The 20,107-nt window shown below is 70.9% G+C and carries 15 protein-coding genes; 2 read left to right on the top strand and 13 right to left on the bottom strand.

Annotation, left to right across the window (positions count from 1 at the left end):
- Positions 1-50 precede the first annotated feature (50 nt).
- The 7 genes from Q7L65_RS15490 to speB all read right to left on the bottom strand — a co-directional run bounded on the left by Q7L65_RS15490 (position 51) and on the right by speB (position 8,716).
- Complete coding sequence (locus Q7L65_RS15490; RefSeq protein ID WP_304722387.1) at positions 51-2,894, bottom strand: aconitate hydratase; 2,844 nt, start codon at positions 2,892-2,894, stop codon at positions 51-53.
- A 90-nt stretch (positions 2,895-2,984) separates the two neighbouring features.
- Complete coding sequence (locus Q7L65_RS15485) at positions 2,985-3,413, bottom strand: hypothetical protein (protein WP_304722386.1); 429 nt, start codon at positions 3,411-3,413, stop codon at positions 2,985-2,987.
- A 45-nt stretch (positions 3,414-3,458) separates the two neighbouring features.
- Entirely contained in the window at positions 3,459-4,217 is a 759-nt protein-coding gene (locus Q7L65_RS15480; RefSeq protein WP_304722385.1) for a hypothetical protein, read from the bottom strand.
- Between the two features lie 13 nt (positions 4,218-4,230).
- Positions 4,231-5,205, bottom strand: a complete 975-nt coding sequence (locus Q7L65_RS15475) for a hypothetical protein (RefSeq protein ID WP_304722384.1) — start codon at positions 5,203-5,205, stop codon at positions 4,231-4,233.
- 3 nt (positions 5,206-5,208) lie between these two features.
- Entirely contained in the window at positions 5,209-6,816 is a 1,608-nt protein-coding gene (locus tag Q7L65_RS15470; RefSeq protein WP_304722383.1) for an amino acid permease, read from the bottom strand.
- Complete coding sequence (locus Q7L65_RS15465; protein WP_304722382.1) at positions 6,813-7,706, bottom strand: nitrilase-related carbon-nitrogen hydrolase; 894 nt, start codon at positions 7,704-7,706, stop codon at positions 6,813-6,815. The genes Q7L65_RS15470 and Q7L65_RS15465 overlap by 4 nt, the downstream gene beginning before the upstream one ends.
- A 5-nt stretch (positions 7,707-7,711) precedes the next feature.
- Positions 7,712-8,716 (bottom strand): agmatinase, encoded by a 1,005-nt coding sequence (gene speB / locus Q7L65_RS15460; RefSeq protein WP_304722381.1) that lies wholly within the window; start codon positions 8,714-8,716, stop codon positions 7,712-7,714.
- A 106-nt stretch (positions 8,717-8,822) separates the two neighbouring features.
- On the opposite strand from speB, the gene Q7L65_RS15455 reads away from it, so the two are divergent.
- Positions 8,823-9,845, top strand: a complete 1,023-nt coding sequence (locus tag Q7L65_RS15455; protein ID WP_304722380.1) for a LacI family DNA-binding transcriptional regulator — start codon at positions 8,823-8,825, stop codon at positions 9,843-9,845.
- A gap of 50 nt (positions 9,846-9,895) precedes the next feature.
- Here the strand turns inward: Q7L65_RS15455 and Q7L65_RS15450 are convergent, their stop codons facing one another.
- Both Q7L65_RS15450 and Q7L65_RS15445 read right to left on the bottom strand, forming a co-directional pair.
- A complete protein-coding gene (locus Q7L65_RS15450) occupies positions 9,896-10,555 on the bottom strand; it encodes a GntR family transcriptional regulator (protein WP_304722379.1) in 660 nt (219 codons plus the stop codon).
- Positions 10,552-11,739, bottom strand: a complete 1,188-nt coding sequence (locus Q7L65_RS15445; RefSeq protein WP_304722377.1) for an acyl-CoA dehydrogenase family protein — start codon at positions 11,737-11,739, stop codon at positions 10,552-10,554. Before Q7L65_RS15445 ends, Q7L65_RS15450 begins: the two co-directional genes overlap by 4 nt.
- 24 nt (positions 11,740-11,763) lie before the next feature.
- Here Q7L65_RS15445 and Q7L65_RS15440 point away from each other — a divergent pair, with 24 nt between their 5' ends.
- Entirely contained in the window at positions 11,764-12,960 is a 1,197-nt protein-coding gene (locus tag Q7L65_RS15440) for a CaiB/BaiF CoA-transferase family protein (protein WP_304722375.1), read from the top strand.
- Positions 12,961-12,972: 12 nt separating this feature from the next.
- Here Q7L65_RS15440 and Q7L65_RS15435 read toward each other — a convergent pair whose 3' ends face one another.
- The 4 genes from Q7L65_RS15435 to Q7L65_RS15420 all read right to left on the bottom strand — a co-directional run bounded on the left by Q7L65_RS15435 (position 12,973) and on the right by Q7L65_RS15420 (position 20,039).
- Complete coding sequence (locus Q7L65_RS15435) at positions 12,973-15,126, bottom strand: S8 family serine peptidase (protein ID WP_304722374.1); 2,154 nt, start codon at positions 15,124-15,126, stop codon at positions 12,973-12,975.
- Positions 15,127-15,357: 231 nt separating this feature from the next.
- Positions 15,358-16,932 carry an NAD(P)/FAD-dependent oxidoreductase gene (locus Q7L65_RS15430; RefSeq protein WP_304722373.1) on the bottom strand — a complete coding sequence of 525 codons (1,575 nt, stop codon included), beginning with the start codon at positions 16,930-16,932 and terminating at the stop codon, positions 15,358-15,360.
- Positions 16,933-16,957: 25 nt separating this feature from the next.
- Complete coding sequence (locus tag Q7L65_RS15425; RefSeq protein ID WP_304722372.1) at positions 16,958-18,559, bottom strand: glycosyltransferase family 39 protein; 1,602 nt, start codon at positions 18,557-18,559, stop codon at positions 16,958-16,960.
- A gap of 25 nt (positions 18,560-18,584) precedes the next feature.
- On the bottom strand, positions 18,585-20,039 hold the full coding sequence (locus Q7L65_RS15420; protein ID WP_304722371.1) for a hypothetical protein: 1,455 nt from the start codon (positions 20,037-20,039) through the stop codon (positions 18,585-18,587).
- Positions 20,040-20,107: the final 68 nt, after the last annotated feature.

Here is a 20,107-nt window from a genome sequence, read left to right as displayed (position 1 = left end):
GCGCCAGCGGGATCGGGGCTCGCGCGACCTGCCGCGCGAGCCCCGCGCGGTCATGCCGTCGCCAGCAGTTCGCGCAAGACGTACTGCAGGATGCCGCCGTTGCGGTAGTAGCGCTGCTCCTTCGGCGTGTCGATGCGGACGGTGACGGTGAACTCCGTCACGCCGTTCTCGCCCGCGGCCTTGACCGTGACCTCGCGCGGGACGGTGTCGCCCGCGGCGATGCCGGCGATCGAGAACGTCTCGTAGCCGGTCAGGCCGAGCGACTGCGCCGACTCGCCGTCCTTGAACTGCAGCGGCAGCACGCCCATGCCGACGAGGTTGGAGCGGTGGATGCGCTCGAAGCTCTGCGCGATCACCGCGCGCACGCCGAGCAGGTTGGTGCCCTTTGCGGCCCAGTCGCGCGAGGAGCCGGAGCCGTACTCCCTGCCGCCCAGCACGACGAGCGGGATCCCCTGCTGCTGGTACTTCATCGAGGCGTCGTAGATCGCCAGCGCCTCGGGCTCGCCGTCCCCGCCGAGGTAGTACGTGTTGCCGCCCTCGGGCAGCGTGCCGCCGCCGAGCAGGTTCTTGAGGCGGATGTTCGCGAACGTGCCGCGCATCATCACCTCGTGGTTGCCGCGGCGCGCGCCGTAGGAGTTGAAGTCCTTGCGCTCGACGCCGTGCTCCTGCAGGTAGCGACCGGCCGGGGAGTCCGGCTTGATCGCGCCGGCCGGCGAGATGTGGTCGGTCGTGACGGAGTCGCCCAGCAGCGCCAGCACGCGCGCGCCCTCGATGTCCGTGATCGGCTGCGGCTCGCGCGGCAGGTCGACGAAGTACGGCGGGTTCTGCACGTAGGTCGAGTTGTCGTCCCAGGCGAACTTGTCGCCGGTCGGCACCTCGAGCCCGCGCCAGCGCTCGTCGCCGGCGTAGACGCCGTCGTAGCTCTTGCGGAACATGTCCGACTGGACCGCCTGCTCGACCGTCTGCGCGACCTCGGCCGCGGACGGCCAGATGTCTCTCATGTAGACGGGGTTGCCGTCCTGGTCCTCGCCGAGCGGGTCGTTCAGCAGGTCGACGTGCAGCGAGCCGGCGAGCGCGTAGGCGACGACGAGCGGCGGCGACGCGAGGTAGTTCATCTTCACGTCGGGGCTGATGCGCCCCTCGAAGTTGCGATTGCCCGACAGCACCGCGGTCGCGGCCAGGTCGTTCTCGTTGATCGCCTTCGAGATCGCCTCCGGCAGCGGGCCGGAGTTGCCGATGCAGGTCGTGCAGCCGTAGCCGACGAGGTTGAAGCCGAGCGCGTCGAGGTCGGGCGTGAGGCCCGCGCGCTCGTAGTACTCGGTCACGACCTTCGAGCCCGGCGCCAGCGACGTCTTGACCCACGGCTTCGTTCTGAGGCCGCGTCCGACGGCGTTGCGCGCGAGCAGGCCGGCGGCGAGCATCACGGACGGGTTCGACGTGTTCGTGCAGCTCGTGATCGCGGCGATCACGACGTGCCCGTGGTCGAGCGTCGTCTCGGTGCCGTCGGCGAGCGTGACGGGAACCGCGCTGCCGTTCGTCGCGACCGCGGTCGTCGCCGCGTGCGCGGTGTGCAGGTGGTCGTGGCCGTGCCTGGGGGCGTCGCCGTTGCCGGGCTCCTGCGAGGCGGTCGGATCGCTGGCGGGAAACGTGTCTTCCAGCGCGTCGTCCTCGCCGTCCTGCTCGGGGAGGTAGCCCTTCAGCGCGTCGCGGAACGACGACTGCGCGTCCGACAGCGCGACGCGGTCCTGCGGGCGCTTGGGGCCGGCGATCGACGGCACGACGGTCGCGAGGTCCAGCGACAGCGTCTCCGTGAAGGTCGGCTCCTCGGCGTCGGCGTCGTGCCAGAGGCCCTGCTCTCTCGCGTACGCCTCGACGAGCGCGACCTGCTCGGCGCTGCGGCCGGTGAACTGCAGGTAGCGGATCGTCTCGGCGTCGATCGGGAAGATCGCGCAGGTCGAGCCGAACTCCGGCGACATGTTGCCGATCGTGGCGCGGTCGGCCAGCGGCAGCGCGGAGACGCCGGCGCCGTAGAACTCGACGAAGCGGCCGACGACGCCGCGCTCGCGCAGCTTCTCGGTCACGGTCAGCACGAGGTCGGTCGCGGTCGCGCCCTCGGGCAGCTCGCCCGTCAGCTTGAACCCGATCACCTGCGGGATCAGCATCGACATCGGCTGGCCGAGCATCGCGGCCTCGGCCTCGATGCCGCCGACGCCCCAGCCGAGCACGCCGAGGCCGTTGATCATCGTCGTGTGCGAGTCGGTGCCGACGAGCGTGTCGGGGTAGGCCCGCGGTGACTGCCCGTCAGGGCCGCCCTCTTGTACGAAGACGGTCCGCGCCAGGAACTCGAGGTTGACCTGGTGCACGATGCCGGTGTCGGGCGGGACGACGTCGAAGCCGTCGAACGCGGTCTGGCCCCAGCGCAGGAACGCGTAGCGCTCCTCGTTGCGCTCGAACTCGCGCTCGGCGTTGTGCTCGAACGCGTATCTGGTGCCGAACTCGTCGACCTGGACGGAGTGGTCGATCACCAGTTCGGCGGGGACGAGCGGGTTGATCTTGGACGGATCGCCGCCCATCGCGCTCATCGCGTCGCGCATCGCGGCGAGGTCGACGATCGCGGGGACGCCGGTGAAGTCCTGCATCACCACGCGCGCCGGGGTGAACGCGATCTCCTTGCTCGGCTCGGCGCTCGCGTCCCAGGTCGCGAGCGCTTCGATGTCCTGCGCGCGGATCGTCTCGCCGTCCTCGTTGCGGAGCAGGTTCTCGAGCAGGATCTTCAGCGAGAAGGGCAGGCGCGCGACGTCGTATCTGGCCTGCAGCGCATCGAGCCGGAAGATCTCGTAATCGCGACCCCCGACCGACAGCGTGGCTCTCGCCCCGAAGCTGTTGGTTGACATGGGTTTCTCCTGTGTCAAAAAAGCGTCTTAGTCATGGAAAGCACAAGAGAGTCTGTCATGCGCGCGCCGCTGCTGACGGCGCGCTGGACGTCAGCGCGCGCGACCGCGCTTGCGGCGCTTCTGCTCCTGCTTGCTCGGCTTCCTTCTGGTCGTCGCGCGCGTGTGGTGGCGGCCGCGCGAGCCGGGCGTCGCGCGCTCCGCCGCGTCGGGCTCGGTGCGCGCGGTGTGCACGCGTCTGCGGTCCGGCGCGGCCTCGCGCGCGTCACGCGCGATGAAGAACCAGATGCCGCCTATCAGCCCGAGCACGATCACGCCGATCGCTATCCCGACGCCGGGGCTGAGCCCGTCGCCGTCGTCGCGGTCCTCGACCGGCGCGGGCGGCGGCGGCGTCGACGGCTGCAGCGAAGGCGCCTGCTGCTGTTGATCGGGCGGCAGGAAGGGGTTGTCTTGCGCGAGCGCCGCCGCGGGCAAGGCGGCGAGCGCCGCGACGATGACGATCATCGCGACGAAGCGGTTCATGAAACGAGCTTAACGACGCGGCGCGGCGCGTGTGCGTCTTCCCGCTCACCCCTCCCGCTCGACTTCCTCCGGCAGCTCGTACCAGCGCTTGCGCTCGCCGATCTTCGCGCGCATCTTCCAGCCGCGTGACTTCGGCTCGGTCTCCATCGCCGTCGCCAGCGCGTCGATCGCGGCGCCCGCGCTCGCCGGTCCCTCGCCGGAGTCGACCCCGGCGCGCAGACGCGCAAGGTTCAGCTCGAACGTGTGGTGCAGACCCCAGTCGCGGCCGGTCAGCGACGCCAGCCGCGCCGGCTCGATCGCGCGCTCGTCGCCGTCGCCGACGTCGCAGCCGGACAACAGCGCGTAGAGGTCGCTGCGGTCCTTCGCGTTCAGCTCGACGATCTGCAGCTTCGTCATCACGAGGTCGGTCGCGGGCAGCGACGGACCCGGCCGACCGAGGCTGTCGGCGAGCGGCAGCTCGTGGCACATCGAGAACTCGCCGACGAAGACGTCGACCTGCGCCTCGCTGAGCGGATCGTGGAACAGCAGCCGGCGGCCGCCGCCGAGCGTGTTGAACTCGACCGCGGGCGCCCACCCCCGCCCCGACAGCAACTGCTCGACCCCGCGCCCGTCCTTGCGGCCGCAGAAGATGTCGACGTCGCGGTAGGGGCGCGCGAAGGCGGGGTCGAAGCGGTCGCCCAGCAGCAGCAGGATCGCGATCCCGCCGAGCAGGCGCACCTGCAGTCCCTGCGCCTGCGCCGCGGCGACCAGCTCGCGGCCCTCCTGCGGCAGGCGATCGCTGAACGGGCGCGCGTCGTCGGTCATCTCTCGGTTCCCGTCATCCGGTGACGAACTGGTGGCGGACGCCGTCGCCCTTCAGCGTGATCAGGCACCCGTTGATGCGACCCGTGTGGTAGTCGCTGCCGGGGTTGATCGCAAGCGTCCGCCCGATTCTGACCGCCCCGGGCGACTCGTGCACGTGCCCGTGCAGCGACAGCAGCGGCTGGTATCTCTCGATCGCCTCTCTGACCGCCGTCGAGCCGACGCCGATCATCTTCGGCGCCGAGCCCGACATCACGACCGCGAGCGTCTCGTCCAGCGCCGGCGCGGTGTCCAGCGTCGAGTCGTACGGCGGCACGTGCAGGTTGAAGATGCAGCGCGTCATGTCGCCGGCCTCGTCGGCCATCGCGCAGACGCGCGCGTACAGCTCCTCCTCGGTCAGCTCGCGCGGCGAGTCGAACGGGGTCGTGTTCGCGTAGCCGAGCGAGATCATCGTGTGGTCGCCGAAGGCGACGACACGCCCGTCGCACGCCTCCACCTTCGCCGCCTGCTCGATCGAGACGTCGACGCCGGCCGGGTCGTCGTTGCCCGGCATCACGAAGCAGCGCTTGGAGGCGTCGAGCCGCTCGTCGGCGAGCGCGAGCCAGCCGTCGAAGGTCTGGCGCATCACGTCGGCGAACCACGCCTCGCGCTCCTCCTCGCTCAGCGCCGCGACCCGCTGCACGTCCGCACCGCTCATCCGGTGCGGGTACATGCCGTTGTTGCGGATCTTGTTCTCCATCTCCTCCAGCGCCTCGCCGCTGATCACCGATCTCTGGCCGAACAGGTCGACGTGGAAGCCGTCGGCCTGCTCGACGAGCGGGACGACGACCTTGCCGGTCACGTCGCCGCCCATCACGAGCACGTCGGCGTCATAGGCCTTGCCGGCGTTGAGGAACTTGCGCCAGAGGACGCCCGAGCCGTGGATGTCGGAGGCGTAGTAGAGGCGCGTGGCGGCTCCGCCGCCGCCGTCCTTCTTGCGGAACAGCCCCATCGCCTATGCCGCCGGAAGCTCGCGGTACGCGAGGTCGACGTCGATGCCCTGCGACTTGCGGATCGCACGCGAGATCCACCAGATCGCGATGCCCGCCAGGTAGATGCCGATCACGAGGAAGACCTTGCCCGAGTTCTCGCTCAGCGAGACGCCCGAGGACGGGTCCCACAGCAGGATCGCGATCGCGCCGGCGAAGCCGACGATCGCGAGCGAGCCGACGGCGGTCAGCACCGGGATCCCGAGCACCTTGCCGGAATAGGGCGAGGACTCGACCAGCTCCGGGTGGCGGAACGGCAGCAGCGTGCCGGCGATCGCGGTGACCAGCAACGGCAGCGTCAGGCCCAGCAGGGCCGCGATCGAGCTGAACCAGGTCGTGAACGAGTAGATCGCGGTCGAGGCGATCGACAGCACCAGCATCACGCCGATCGCTATCAGCGGCGAGCGCGAGCGCGGGTCGACGTAGGACAGCTTCGCCGGCATCACGTTGTCGAACGACCAGGCGAACATGTTGCGGCTGACGAGCATCAGCGTCTGCGGCAGCCACGTCAGCAGGCCGATCGTGAAGCCGAGGATCGCGACGATCCCGATCACCGGGCTGCCCGACGCGATCCCGATCAGCTCGGGGTAGGCGGGGGCGCCCGCGGTGAAGCCGTACGCGGTCGGATCCGCCAACCCGAGCATGTAGCTGAAGTCGTAGCCGATCACGTGCGTGTAGGTCGGAACCATGCACAGCAGCACCAGCACGGCGAGCAGCACCGCGCCCGGCATCGAGTAGATGTGCGTCCGCTTCGCGAGCCGGATCTCGCCGGCGAAGTAGTTGCTGGAGAAGATGAAGCCGAAGATGAACCAGAAGATCGAGACCGCTCTCACGGTCATCTCGAAGCTGAAGTCGGCGGGCGCGAAGCCGGCGTCCTGCGCGGAGGCCGCGAGCTTCGCGGCCGCGTCCTGCACGCCGAGGTTGGCGGCGTAGTCGTCGAAGTTGCCGACGAACGTGCCGTGGCTGGTGAGGAGGCCGACGAGCACCGGCACGACGATCGCGCCGAGCAGGTACAGCGCGAACGCGACGACCTGGATCTTGAAGAACAGCCGCACGCCGCCGAAGGCGAAGATCGCGGCCGACAGGATCAGCACGACGGTGCCGGTGATGAACAGGCCCGGTCTGGTCGAGAACCAGTCGCCGAACGAGAGCCAGCCGTCGCCGGCGCCGTAGCCGGCCATCATGCGACCGAACGCGCCGAAGCCGTACGCGGCGATGTAGGTCGAGTAGACGCCGATCACGACCGCCAGCCAGATCGAGTAGGAGAAGTTGCCGGCGAAGCCGATCGACGGGTGCAGGGAGCGGCTGTTGAAGACGTAGTCGCCGCCGGTGCGCGGCATCAGCTGCGTCAGCATCGCGTACAGGAACGCGCCTGGAAGGCCGAGCGCGGCAGCGATCAGGAACGCGAGCAGGGCGTTCGCGCCGGGATAGAACGCGGCGAACAACCAGAAGAAGGCGAACGTCAGCGCGACGCTCGACCACAGCAGGTTGTAGAACAGCGCATCGCGCGTCCGCCCCTCGCGCACGAGGCCGGTCGCTCTGCGTGTGAAGAGACCTGGTGCTTCGTTGCTCATGGCGTTCCTCCGGTGACGCTCGGGGACGATACGACCTTCGCGACGAGGTCGTCGCGCAGATGCTCCAGATAGTTGACCTGCGGTTTCGCGGCGACGCCAAGGGGGATCTCGACGACGCGTACAGCGGCGGCGGCGCTGCCGGGCGCCTCGGTGCCGGCCGCGCCCGCGTCGCGGTCCAGTTGCGCGATCGGCGACCCGTCCGGCGCCAGCACCGCGCTGCCGCCGACGAATCGCAGCCCCGCCTCGCTGCCGACGCGGTTGACGTAGACGTGCGGGAGGCGGTTGTCGAGCGCCCGCGCGCGGGCCGCCAGCGCGTGGTCGGGACCGTACGGCTCCATGTTCGCCGCGACCGTCACGAGCAGCTGCGCCCCCGCGCGCGCGAGCAGCCGCGCCGGTTCCGGGAACTCGACGTCGAAGCAGGTCAGCAGGCCGATGCGGTGGCCGGCCAGCTCGACGACGAGCAGCTCGTCGCCCGCCACGAACGCCGCCGCCTCCGCCGCGAACAGGTTCGCCTTGCGGTAGGTCGCGACGTGGCGGCCGTCGGCGTCTATGCACGCGAGCGCGTTGGCGACGCCGCCGTCGATCGTCAGCTCGGGGAAGCCGACGAGCAGCGCGGTGCGGTGACGACGCGCGGCCTCGCAGATCGTCGCGAACGGGTCGGCCGCCCGCGGCGCGCGCGCAGCCGCCACGGCGTCGCCGGCCGCCGTGGCCGCGTCCGGCGGCACCAGCGCGAGCGCGAGCACGCGCTCCAGGTCGTAGCCGGTCAGGAACAGCTCTGGGAAGACCGCCAGCTGCGCCTCAGGGTGATCGGCGAGCGTGGCCGCGATCGTCGCGGCGTTGGCACCGGGGTCGCCCGGCGCCGGGTCCAGCTGTGCGAGCAGGACGCGCATCGGGCTCAGGCCTCGCGGCCGGCTCCCGCCGTGACGACGTCCGGCAGGCGCGCGCCCGCATGGAACGCCATCGCCTCCAGCGCCACACGCCCGGCGATCAGCGCCGTCGGCGAGCTCGCGCCGGCCTCGAGGCTCGGCGCCGTCTCGACGACGTCGACGCCGATCAGGCCGTCCTGCGAGACACCGCGCACCAGCTCGATCGCCTCGCGGGAGGTGAGGCCGCCCGGCGACGGGCAGCAGGTGCCGAGCGCGTGCGCGGCGTCGAGCGAGTCGACGTCGAAGGAGAGGTAGATCCCGTCGCCGGCGCCCGCGACCTCGCGCGCCTTGTCGGCCGCCCATCTCGTGCCGCGCGCCCAGATCTCCTCCAGCCAGATCACGGTGATGCCGTGCTCGCGGCAGTAGGCCAGTTCGGTGCGCGGGTTCATCCAGCCGGAGATCCCGACGAGCGCGATCTTCTTCGGATCGAAGCCGGCGTCGACGGCGCGCACGACCGGGCAGCAGTGGTTCAGCTCCTCGCCGCCGACGTCCGGCGCGGTGTCGAGGTGCATGTCGATCAGCACGAGGCCGGGGTCGGCGATCCTGTCGCGCACGGCGCGCACGGCCGGGATCGTGATCGAGTGGTCGCCGCCGAAGGTGACCGGCAGCGCGCCCGCGTCGAGGATCGCGCCGATGTCGGACTGCGCGCGGGCGAACGTCTCGACGGCGTTGGCGAGCACGACGTCGCAGTCGCCGGTGTCGACCGGCTTCAGGTCGAGCAGGTCGAAGTCGAGCGTCGCGTTGTAGGTGAGGAACTGCGCCGAGACCTCGCGGATCGCGCGCGGCCCGTAGTTCGCACCTGTGCGGCTGATGTTGGTAGCGTCCCACGGCAGACCATAAATCGCTGCTTTGGCACCATGGCTTTTCAGCGCATCGGAGTCGGCCGGCACGTGGGGCAGTCGCAGGAACGATCCGACGAGGCCGGCGTGCAACAGGCTGGTCCACATCGTCGGATCGACAGGGGTGGTCGACACAGTCTTTCCCTCCTCAGGTGAAAAGACGTTTTTGCACTTCCTCCAGCGCAGCCTAGAGAAAACGCTTTTGCATTGTCAACCTCCACACGGATAATCTGTCCGCCACATGGCGTCGAAACGCACCCGGATCGGGATCAAGGAGGTCGCGGCCGCCGCCGGGGTCTCCGTCACGACCGTCTCGCACGCGCTCAACGACAAGGGCCGCCTGCCTGAGGCGACGCGAACGCGCGTCCGTTCGATCGCCGACGAGCTCGGATATCGCCCCAACGCGACCGCCCGCAACCTCGTCGTCGGCAGAACCGGGCTGCTCGGGCTCGCCGTCTCCCAGCGCGGCGGCCCGCCGTTCGCGGTGACCGACTTCGCCTACTTCGCGCAGCTGATGATGTCCGCCTCGACCGCCGCGATCGGCGACGGCTACGCGCTCGTGCTCGCCCCCGCCGACGGGGCGCTGGAGCCGCAGAGCGGGATCGCCGTCGACGGCGCGATCATCGTCGACCCGGTCCGCGACGATCCGCTCGTCGCAGCGCTGCAGAGAGCCGGCATCACCGTCGTCACGACCGGTCGCGTGCCCGGCGACGACGAGCGCTCCTGCTGGGTCGACAACGACCACATAGCCGGCACGCGCGCGATCCTCGACCACCTCGCCAGGCGCGGCGGGCAGCGGATCGCGCTGATGACCAGCCCGCTGGAGATCTCCTACACGCTCGACGTCGAGCGCGCCTACCGCGAGTGGTGCGCCCAGCACCGCGTCGAGCCGCTCGTGAAGACGACGGAGCTGGGCCTGACCGAGCGCGCCGGCCACGCCGCGGCGGGCGAGCTGCTGGCGCTGCCGCAGCCGCCCGACGCGATCTTCGCGACCTACGACCGGCTCGCCTACGGCACGCTGCTGGCCGCCGAGACGCTCGGCGTGCGCGTGCCCGAGGACCTGCTGCTGGCGACGACCGCGACGGAGAGCCAGGCGCCCGAGGCGGCCAGACCGGAGCTGACGACGCTCGACCTCAACCCCGGCGAGATCGGCCGCAGCGCCGCAGCGCTGCTGGTCGAGTTGCTCGACGGGCAGGAGACCCCTCGCCACGTCGTCGTCCCCCACCGCATCTCGGCGCGCGCGTCGACCAGACGGCGCAGCTGAGCGAGAGGAGCGGTCGTCTGCTGGTCTGTGAGACCAGCAGACGACCGCTCCTACTCTCCCGCCAGGATCTCGCGCAGCACGACGAGCGCCCGCTCGCGGTGGGCGTCCAGCTCGGCGATCAGCGGATCCGCCGCGCCACCCCGCACCGCCGCCATGATCCGTTCGTGCGCGACGGCCGCCGCGTCGCGCTCCTCAGGGGTGTTGTAGTAGAGCGCGCGGTAGGACTCGGTCGAGTCCCACAGCGTCCGGATCAGGCGCAGCAGATGCGGCTGATCCGGTGCCTCGAGCAAGCCGAGGTGAAAGCGGCGATTCGCCTCCAGCTCCGCCGCCACGTCGCCCGCCGCGGCGGCGACGACGCAGTCGCGCGCCGCCGATTCCATCCGCTCCAGCGCCTCCGCGTCGAGCGTCGGCAGCGCGTGGCGCACGGCGCGCGCCTCCAGCAGCGCCCGCAGCGCGTAGATCTCCTCCAGGTCGGCGACGTCCAGCTCGGTCACGAAGTAGCCGCGCCGCGGCCGGTACGTCAGCTGCCCCTCCTGCTCCAGCACGCGCAGCGCCTCGCGCACCGGCACGACGCTGACGCCGATCCGCTCGGCGACGTCCTCCTGCACGACACGCGCGCCCGGCCGCAGCTCGCGCGCGACGATCGCCGCGCGCAGCCACTGCACCGCGTGCTCCTGGGAGGTGCGGTTGGGTCGCGGAGCGGCCTTCACCGAAACGCCTGGATTCCCGTCAGCGCGTGGCCGATCACGAGTGCGTGGACGTCAGCGGTGCCCTCGTAGGTCACGACCGACTCCAAGTTGTTCATGTGCCGGATCACCGGATACTCAAGCGTGATCCCGTTCGCGCCCAACACCTGACGGGCCGTGCGCGCGACGTCGAGCGCCGCGTTGACGTTCGCGAGCTTGCCCATGCTGACGTGCTCAGGCCGCAGCGCACCGGCATCCTTCAGACGGCCGAGATGCAACGCCAGCAGCGTCGACTGGTTCACCTTCACCGCCATCTCGGCCAGTCTCGCCTGAATCAGCTGAAACGACGCGATCGGGCGGTCGAACTGCACGCGCGTCTTGGCGTACTCCAGCGCCGACTCCAAGCACGCGCGCGCCGCGCCAGCCGCGCCCCAGACGATCCCGTAGCGAGCCTCGTTCAGACACGACAACGGCCCGCGCAGCGAGGTCGCCTCCGGCAGCCGCGCACTGTCAGGCAACCGCACGTCGTCAAGCACCAGCTCGGATGTGACCGAGGCGCGCAGCGACAGCTTCTTGTGGATCTCCGGCGCACTGAAACCGGGCGCCCCCCTCGGCACCAGGAACCCGCGCACGCCCTCCTCGGTTCTCGCCCACACCACCGCCACGTCAGCGATCGACCCGTTCGTGATCCACATCTTCTGGCCGTTGAGGACCCAATCGCCGCCGTCGCGCTTGGCGTGCGTGCGCATCGAGCCGGGATCGGAGCCGGAGTCGGGCTCGGTCAGGCCGAAGCAGCCGATCGCCTCACCGGCCGCCATCCGCGGCAACCACTCCTGCTTCTGCGCCTCCGACCCCCACCGCCAGATCGCGAACATCGCCAACGACCCCTGCACCGAGACGAGGCTGCGCACCCCCGAGTCGCCCGCCTCCAACTCCATGCACGCCAGGCCGTAGGCGGTCGCACTCGCACCCGCGCAGCCATAGCCGGTCAGGTGCATCCCGAGCACCTCGAGGTCGCCGAGCTGCTTCGGCAGCTCGGCCGGGATCGTCGCGGCCTCGAACCAGTCGCCGACGTGGGGCGTGACGCGATCGGCGACGAAGGCGCGCACCGCATCACGGATGTCGCGCTCCTCATCGCTGAGCAACGCGTCGATACCGAGGAAGTCGTTCGCGCGCAACGGCTGGGAGGGTCTGGTCGATGCGGTCATGCGTGAATCTTATAAAATCTAAGAATGAACGCCACCGCACTCGGCGACGTGCTCGTGCTCGACTTCTCGCGCGTGCTCGCCGGACCCCTCGCGACGATGCTGCTGGCCGATTACGGCGCGACGGTCGTGAAGGTCGAGCGGCCCGGCTGCGGCGACGACACGCGCGCATGGGGTCCCCCGCACGACGCCGCCGGCACCGCCACCTACTACCTCTCCGTCAACCGCAACAAGCGCTCGCTGGCGCTCGACCTGCAGGACCCGGCCGACCTCGCGACCGCGCAGGCGCTCGCGGCGAAGGCCGACGTCGTCGTCGAGAACTTCCGCCCCGGCGTGATGACGAGACTGGGCCTCGACCACGCGACGCTCGCCGCCGTCAACCCGGCGCTCGTCTACGCGACGATCAGCGGCTTCGGCAGCACCGGCGAGGGCGCGCGGATGCCCGGCTACGACCTGCTCGTGCAGGGACTCGGCGGGCTGATGTCGGTCACCGGGGCGGCCGGCGGCGAGCCGCAGAAGGCGGGCGTCGCGCTCGTCGACGTGATCGCCGGGCTGTTCGCGACGACCGGCATCCTCGCCGCGCTGCGCCACCGCAGCGAGACGGGCGAGGGCCAGCGGATCGAGATCGACCTGCTGTCGTCGCTGCTGGCCGCGCTCGTCAACCAGGCCTCGGGCTACACGGCGGGCGGCGTCGTGCCGCAGCGGATGGGCAACGCCCACCCCAGCGTCGCGCCGTACGAGCTGTTCGACGCCGGCGACGGGACCCAGCTGGTGCTGGCCGTCGGCAACGACCGCCAGTTCGCGCGCCTCTGCGAGCTGCTCGGCACCCCCGCGCTCGCGAGCGACCCCCGCTTCGCGACCAACCCCGCCCGCGTCACCGCGCGCGAGCAGCTGCGCGACCTGCTGCAGCAGCGCCTGCGCACGCAGCCCGCTGCGACGTGGGCCGAGCGCCTGCTGGCCGTCGGCGTCCCGGCCGGCGAGGTCAACGACGTCGCCAGAGCCTTCGCGCTCGCGGAGCGCCTCGGCCTGGACCCGATCGCGGAGCTGACGCGGCTCCCCGGCGGGGAGGCCGCGCACGTGGCCACGTCGGACCCGCCGCCACCGACCCGCGTCCCGCGCAACCCGGTCCGGATGTCGCGCACGCCGCCGCGCCACGCGACCGCCCCGCCCGCGCTCGGTGAGCTGAGCACGGAGGAGGCGTCGCGGCTGTTCGGCGTCGGCTGACGCGCGGATCCGCTACCGGATCCGCGCGCGGCTGGTGATCGTGACCGCTCTGCCCTCGCCGCGCGGCGCGACGCGCAGCCGCACGACGGCGGTCACGGCGCGCCCGGCGCGGCGCGCCTGCTGGACGCGCATCAGCGAGCGGGGCGCCAGCCGCAGGCGAAGCTGGACCGCGTCGCCGGCGCGCAGCGTGCGACGGACGCCGCGCAGCGACACGCCGCCGCGGCGCCAGTCGAGGCGACCGGTGGCGCGCACCGACGCCGGCGCGCTGACGCCCACCAGCGCCGTGATCGTCCCACCGCGGCCGAGCCGCTGCGGGCCGACGCGCAGGCTGGCGCGCAGCGCCGTCGCGATCGTGCCGCCCGGCTGCAGGGCCGGCGGCTGCGAGACCGGCGGAGCTGGCGGCTGCGGGGCGGGCGGAGCCGGCGGCTGCGGAGCCGGCGGCTGCGGTTGCGGCGTGAGGGCGGCCAGCGCAGCGGCGACGTCGACGCGCCCACCGGTCACCGTGCGCCCGAACAGCGCGGGGTCCGGCACGACGGTCGAGGTCAGCGCGTCGCGCAGCTGCGCGCTCGTCAGCCGGGGGTCCTTGGCGACCAGGAGCGCGGCGGCGCCGGCGACATGCGGCGAGGCCATCGACGTGCCGTTGAAGAGGGCGTAGCCGTCATGGCTGGCGTCGTCGAGGCAGCGCGCGCGCAACGTGGCGATGCGCGCGCCGCCGAGGCCGGGCGCAACGACGTCGTCAGTCACCAGCCGGATGCGCAACCGCACCTGCTCGGCGCCGTCCGCGAGCAGCGGCAGGGAGCTGGTCCGCCAGCCGGCGGTCGTCGTCTCGCGGCCGATCTCCGTCCAGCCTGCTCCGTCGATCGTGCGTTCGAGCACGACGGCGCCGCTGGGCTCCTCCGGGTCGCCGAGGTCGAGGTTCATCTGCGCCTCCAGCGAGCAGCCGCGTCTGCCGGCCAGGCTCCACGGTCTGCTGAGGAGGAAGCTGTCGAGGTTCGGCGGCACCGAGCCGGCGCCGGGGCCGACCAGCTCGTCGCCGTCCGGCTCGGAGACCGCCGTCCATTCCTGGCCGGCCGGCCCGGTCGTCCAGTCGACGGGGAAATCGGCGGCGTCGATCGTCAGCGCGTGCGCCGTCAGGTAGGTCGGCACCGTGCTGAGCACCTGGCTGCCGGGCGCGCCGACGTCGACCGTCTCGCGGCCGTAGTTGGAGAACCACGACAGGTCGCCGACGTTGCCGGTCGCGGCGACGCACAGCACGTTGTCGTACTCGAATCTGCACGGGTAGGAGTCGCCGCCGTCGACGTCCTCGCCGTCGTTGCCGGCGGCGACGACGAACAGCGTGCCGGTCGACAGCCGCAGCGCGTCGCCGATCGCCTGCGAGCGCCCCGGTCCGCCGAGGCTGGCATTGACGACCGGCAGCCCGAGCGCGCCGGCGTAGGCGAAGGCCGCCGCGATGTCAGCGCTCGTGCCGCTCCCGGCGTCGAGCGCTCGCAGCGCGACCAGGCCGACGTTCCAGTTGACGCCCGCCACGCCGATCCCGTTGTCGCCCACGGCGCCGATCGTGCCGGCGACGTGCGTGCCGTGGCCGTTGGCGTCCGCGGTCGCGTCGCCGGCGTCGTCGAAGGGGTCGCGGAAGTCACGCGAGAGGTCGACGCGCAGGTTGGCGTCGAGATCCTCGTGGTGCGCGATGCCGGTGTCGACGACGCCGACGAGCGTCTGCGCCGAGCCGGTCGTCACGTCCCAGGCGCGCGCGGCGCCGAGGTCGACCCCCGGGATGCCGGCGCGCAGCCCGTTGTCTCCAGGCGCGAGCGCCTGTGGAACGCTCTGACCGCTGTTGCTCAACCCCCACAGCTGCGGCAGGCGCGGATCGTCCGGCAACCGCTCGGCGTGGTAGACGTAGTTCGGCTCGGCCCACAGGACGTCGTCGCGCCCTTGCAGCCTGCTGATCGCCGAGCGCTGCGAGACGCCGTCCTCCAGGCGCACCACGCGCGTGGACGGCAGCGCGATCGCGGCCGAGCGCTCGGCACCGGCGGCGGAGACCGCCTGCCGTTGGACGGTGGTCGCGGTCCCCTTGGCGAAGCGCACGACGACCTCGCCGGGGACGGTCTGCGGAGTCGCCGCGCCGGCGAGCGCTGGGACGGCGCCGAGCGCCAGCAGCGCGAGGAGCAAGGATGGGACGAGACGACGGGACATGCGGGCACGACCTCCGGACGGTGGCGACAACGACCAGCGCCTGCGCGTGAGTGCGCAGGCGCTCGGACCATGCCTCCGGGATCGGCAGACGCCGCCGACGACTTGAGTCGTGCCGCAGCGCCCAGACCGCCGACGGCGCTCCGTCGCCGCCGGCTCGGGGCGCGCCCGCTGCGGGGATCCCGCGCGCCGCCGGGCGCGGCCGCCCGCCTACGACGAGGTCTTCGCGGCCTGCTCGCGCTCGTTCAGCGGCGGCGACTCTCTGTACGGGTACGGGTTGACCGCGTTGCGGTCGCCCTGGCCGTTGACCTTGTCGGAGGACGAGTCGTCGCCCTCCTCGTGGTACTCCTGCTCGGCGTTGACGCCCCAGATGTCGTGTCTGGTGCCGTCGACGAGATTGTCGACCGCGCGCATCGCCGTCAGCATCGAGTGGTCGGAGTTGTTGTAGCGGTGCAGGCCGTTGCGGCCGACCTGGACGAGGTTCGGCGTCTCGGCGAGCCAGTTCTTGACGACCTCGAGGTTTCTCGCGTACTCCTCGTCGTAGACCGGGTAGGCCTTGTGGACGCGAGTCGCAAAGCCCATCGTGACCTTCGACGGGTCGCCGAGGCCCATCTGCCCCAGCTCGCGCTTGGCCAGCTCGACGAGGTCTTCGTCGTTCATGTTCCAGAGCGAGTCGCCCTCGAAGCAGAAGTACTCCATGCCGATCGACGCCTCGTGGTCGTTGGGGACCATGTACGGCGACCAGGAGCGGAAGTTCTGGATGCGGCCGACCTGCACGCCCGGCTCGTGGATGTAGATCCAGTTGTCGGGGAAGAGGTCACCGCCGTCGATCACGAGCGAGACCGTGAGGAAGTCGCGGTAGCGCAGGTTGCGACCGGCGTCGCGGACCTCGGCGGGCGCCTCCGGATCGGTGATCTTCGTCGTCACGCCGAGCGGCAGCGAGGAGATCACGGCGCGCGCCTTGATCGTCTCGCCGCCGGCGATCACGCCGACGGCCTTGCCGTCTTCGATCAGGATTCTGGTGACGGGCGCGTTCATCCGCACCTCGCCGCCCTGCTCCTCGATGTCGGACTGCATTCTCTCCCACATCTGGCCGGGGCCGAATCTGGGGTAGTGGAACTCGCCGATCAGCGATCTGATCTCGTTGCCCTTGTTGCCGAAGAACGCGGCCTTCGCGGCCGCGAAGAACGACAGGCCCTTTATCCGCTGCGCGGCCCAGTCGGCGCGCAGCTCCGATGTCGGCACGCCCCACACCTTCTCGGTGTAGGTCTTGAAGAACTGCGTGAAGAGGAATCTGCCGAAGCGGTTGGAGACCCACTGCTCGAAGGTGTCCTCTCGCTGCGGGCGGACCTTCGTCTTGATCGCCGCGTAGAGGTAGGAGAGGAAGGCCTTGCTGAGGTCGACCGGGCCGAGCTTCTTGATGACGTCCATGCCCTCGAGCGGGTACTGGAGGAACTTGCGCCGCCAGTAGATGCGCGACTGGCGCGGGCGCAGCAGGAACTCGCCCTTCATGATCTCCAGCCAGAGATCGTCGACCTCTCTGACCTTCGTGAAGAAGCGGTGACCACCGAGGTCGAAGCGGTACTCGCCGCCGTCGGGCGCTCTGCGCACCTCGGTGCGGGCGATGCCGCCGACCATGTCGGTCGACTCCAGCACGATCACGGGCTCGCCGCGCTTGGCGAGCAGGTAGCCCGCGGTCAGGCCGGCGGGTCCGCCGCCGAGCACGACGTACGGGCGGCTGTCCTCGGAGGCGGGCTTGGTGGTTCTCGTCTCGTTCTCAGTCATATCCGTTCGTCTTCTCTGCGGCGTGTCAGGGGAGTTGCGTCATCGGTCTGTCGGACACCTTCTCGTAGAGGATCCCGACGTTGCCGACGGTCGATGCCCCGCGGTAGAACTTCGGTGCGACCGCGAGCTCTCTGAGCTCGCCGTCTCTGACGGCCTGCGCAAGGATCGCACCGAACTGCGCCGAGCGGCGCCGGGCGAGCTGCGTCCACGGGGCCGACCAGTTCTCGACGCCCTCGGTGAGGGGTCGCATGAACAGGACCTTCTGGCCGGGCTGCAGGCTATCAAGCAGTCTTGGCACGACCTCCCGCGGCTGTGCCGCTTCGTACTTGTCCATCGCGTCGATCCAGTCCATGTGACGGGGATCGGCGACGGGACCGGCGGTGTCGGCGTATCTGAGGCCGCCGGGCATGTAATACCAGGCGACCGGGACCTGCTCGGGCTGGCCGACTATCACCATGTCGTTCGGTCTCATCAGCGATCCGGCCTCGGCGCCGATGTCGCGCACGTCGGACTTGTAGCCGTCCACGAACGGCTTCGGGTTGAGCCAGAACAGCATCAGCACGGCGAGCGCGCAGATGCCGAGCGTCTTCGCGCGCGCCAGGCCGAGCGCCGCCAGCAGCAGGATCGGGCCGAGCGCGACGGCGAAGTAGCGCGACGCCCACGCCGGCGTTATCTGCGACAGCGTCCAAGCGATCGCGAGCGTCACGACCGGCATCAGCACGAGCACGTAGATCGACAGCCGCTCGCCGTCGCGACGGCCTCTGTGCGCCTGCAGCGCCGTCGCCAGGCCGAAGCCGCCGATCAGCAGCAGGATGATCGACGACCGGTCGCCGCCGAGCAGGTCGCGCGAGATCTGGATCGGCGCGCCGAAGCGCGGCGCTCTGCCCCACGGAGCGGCCGTGTGCGCAGTCTGGAACAGCAGCGTCGGCAGCCACGGCAGGAACAGGATCGCGGCGGCGCAGAAGGCGGCCAGGCCGTCGATCGCAAGCGCTCTTCTCTCCTCGCTGCGGCTCCAGATCAGGATCAACGCCAGGAACGCGCCGATGCCGTAGAAGATCCCCCAGCCGTGCGTGTAGAGCATCAGCGTCTGGAAGAGCGCGAAGCCGGCGATGTAGAGGCGGCCGCGGCGGTAGACGAAGGCGTGCAGGAAGAACGCCGTGGCGAGCAGCGCCCACAGCGTCATCAGCGCGTACATGCGCGCTTCCTCGCCGTAGGAGGTGAGGAACGGCGACAGCGTGCAGAGCGCCGCGCCGATGAAGCCGGCGCGCTTGCCCCAGAGGCTCCAGCCGGCCCACATCGCCGACGGGATCGTCAGCAGCGAGGCGGTCAGCGAGAACCAGTGGACCGCCGTCTCGGTGCGGCCGAAGACGTCCATCCAGACATGCAGGCCCATGTAGTAGAGCGGCGGCGAGCCGTCCTCTCTGAGGACGCCCGGGATGTCGAGCAGGTCGTGCGAGGAGATGCCGACCGACAGCCCCTCGTCCATCCAGAAGGAACCGCTGATCGCGCGCGTGCGCACGTAGATCGACAGCGCGACCAGCGCGATCAGGGTGATCGCTGCGAGGACGCCGTCTGAGGCGCGCAGATCGAATCTGCGCTCAGAACGGGGGACTGCGACGGTGGCCATCGGCGAAGGAGAGGTTACCCAGGCCCTAGGCGCCTGGTGCTGGACAGGTCGAGTACAGGTGCGTGGTGCGCTGCATGACGAGTCGCTCGTAGCCCGCCGGGAACGGTCCCGGAGGCGCCCACGGAGCAGCGCCGGTCGAGCGCGACGCGACGGCCGAGCCTCTGCCCGGCAGCACGTCGAGGCCGACGTCCTGGGTGTGTCTGTGCACGTACCAGGCGACCATCGGGACCTGGTAGGTGCCGGTCGCCATCGTGCCGCAGGAGGCGAACCGCTCGCCGCCGCCGACCTTGTCGAGCGCGTCGCTGAGGTCGATCCGCAGCTCCGCCTGGTAGCGCAGCGCGCGGTCGAGGTTGCCGAAGCTGCGGAAGCGCGGACCGGCCCAGTGGTAGGTCGCGCCGAGCAGCACGACGCAGGCGAGCACGCCCGTGCCGAGCGCGAGCCAGTTGCGGTTGCCGTCGTTGCCGATCCGGCTGACGACGGCGCCCGCGATGTCGACCGCGCGGCCGAAGCCGACGCCGCCGACGACGGCGATGAGCGTCGTGCCGAGGATGATGTAGCGCGGGTTGCCGGAGAAGCCGGCCTCGGTCATCAGCGCGATCAGCCCGATCCACAACACCGCGAGCCCGAAGACGGATATCACCGCGAGGTCGCGTCTGTGCTTGACCCACTGCCAGCAGGCGACGACCAGCGCGAACGCGGCCGCCGCCTTGACCGGCGTCAGCATCAGCGGCCAGGTGTTCTTGATCACCTGCCAAGCCGGATGCTCCGCGAACGCGGGGCTGTTCGGGCTCGGCTGCTGCGCACGGTCGGCCGCGCGCCAGAAGTTGCCCGAGCCCCAGTACTCCGGCAGCAGCCACAGGACCGGGATCAGCACGCCGCAGGTCAGCACCAGGATGAGCGTGCGGCGATCGCGGTCGATCAGCATCAGCCAGAGTCCGTAGAGGCCGAGGAACGGCCAGATCTCCGGGCGCAGGAGTGCCGACAGGAAGCCGAGGAAGAAGGCCTGGCGGTACTTGCCGTCGAGGTGTCGCTCGATCCCCCACAGCGTGAACGCGACCAGCAGCCCCTCGGAGTTGCCGAGCGTCATGTTGCGGATGAACTGCGAGCTGATGAACAGCGCCATCGCGGCGATCACACCGGCGATCGCGCGCGCCGGCAGCGAGCCGCCGGTCAGCCGCCAGGCGAGCCGGAAGGCGAGGAAGACGGCCATGAACGCGCCGGCGCGGCCGACGACGAGCCAGAGGTCCGGCGCGATGCTGCCGAACGGCGCGAACAGCGTCGTGAAGATGACCGTCAGCGGCTTCCACGACGGACCGTCGGTCGTGACGAGGTCGAAGTGGATGATCTCGCGCCCCCACACGATCCACGACCAGGGGTCGTAGGTCGGTGTCGACGGATACAGCAGCGTGAACGCCGCGCAGACGACGGCGATGACGGCGAGCAGCGTGTAGAGGCGGCCGTCGGTGGCGCGCTCCTGCACAGGCTTGGGCGTCAGGCGGGCCTGCAGCGTGGCAAGCCACGCAGGCGACTGGGGGGATGCGGTCGAGG

Source organism: Conexibacter sp. CPCC 206217 (assembly GCF_030646165.1).
GTDB lineage: Bacteria > Actinomycetota > Thermoleophilia > Solirubrobacterales > Solirubrobacteraceae > Conexibacter.
This window is presented reverse-complemented; position numbering and strand designations above follow the sequence as displayed.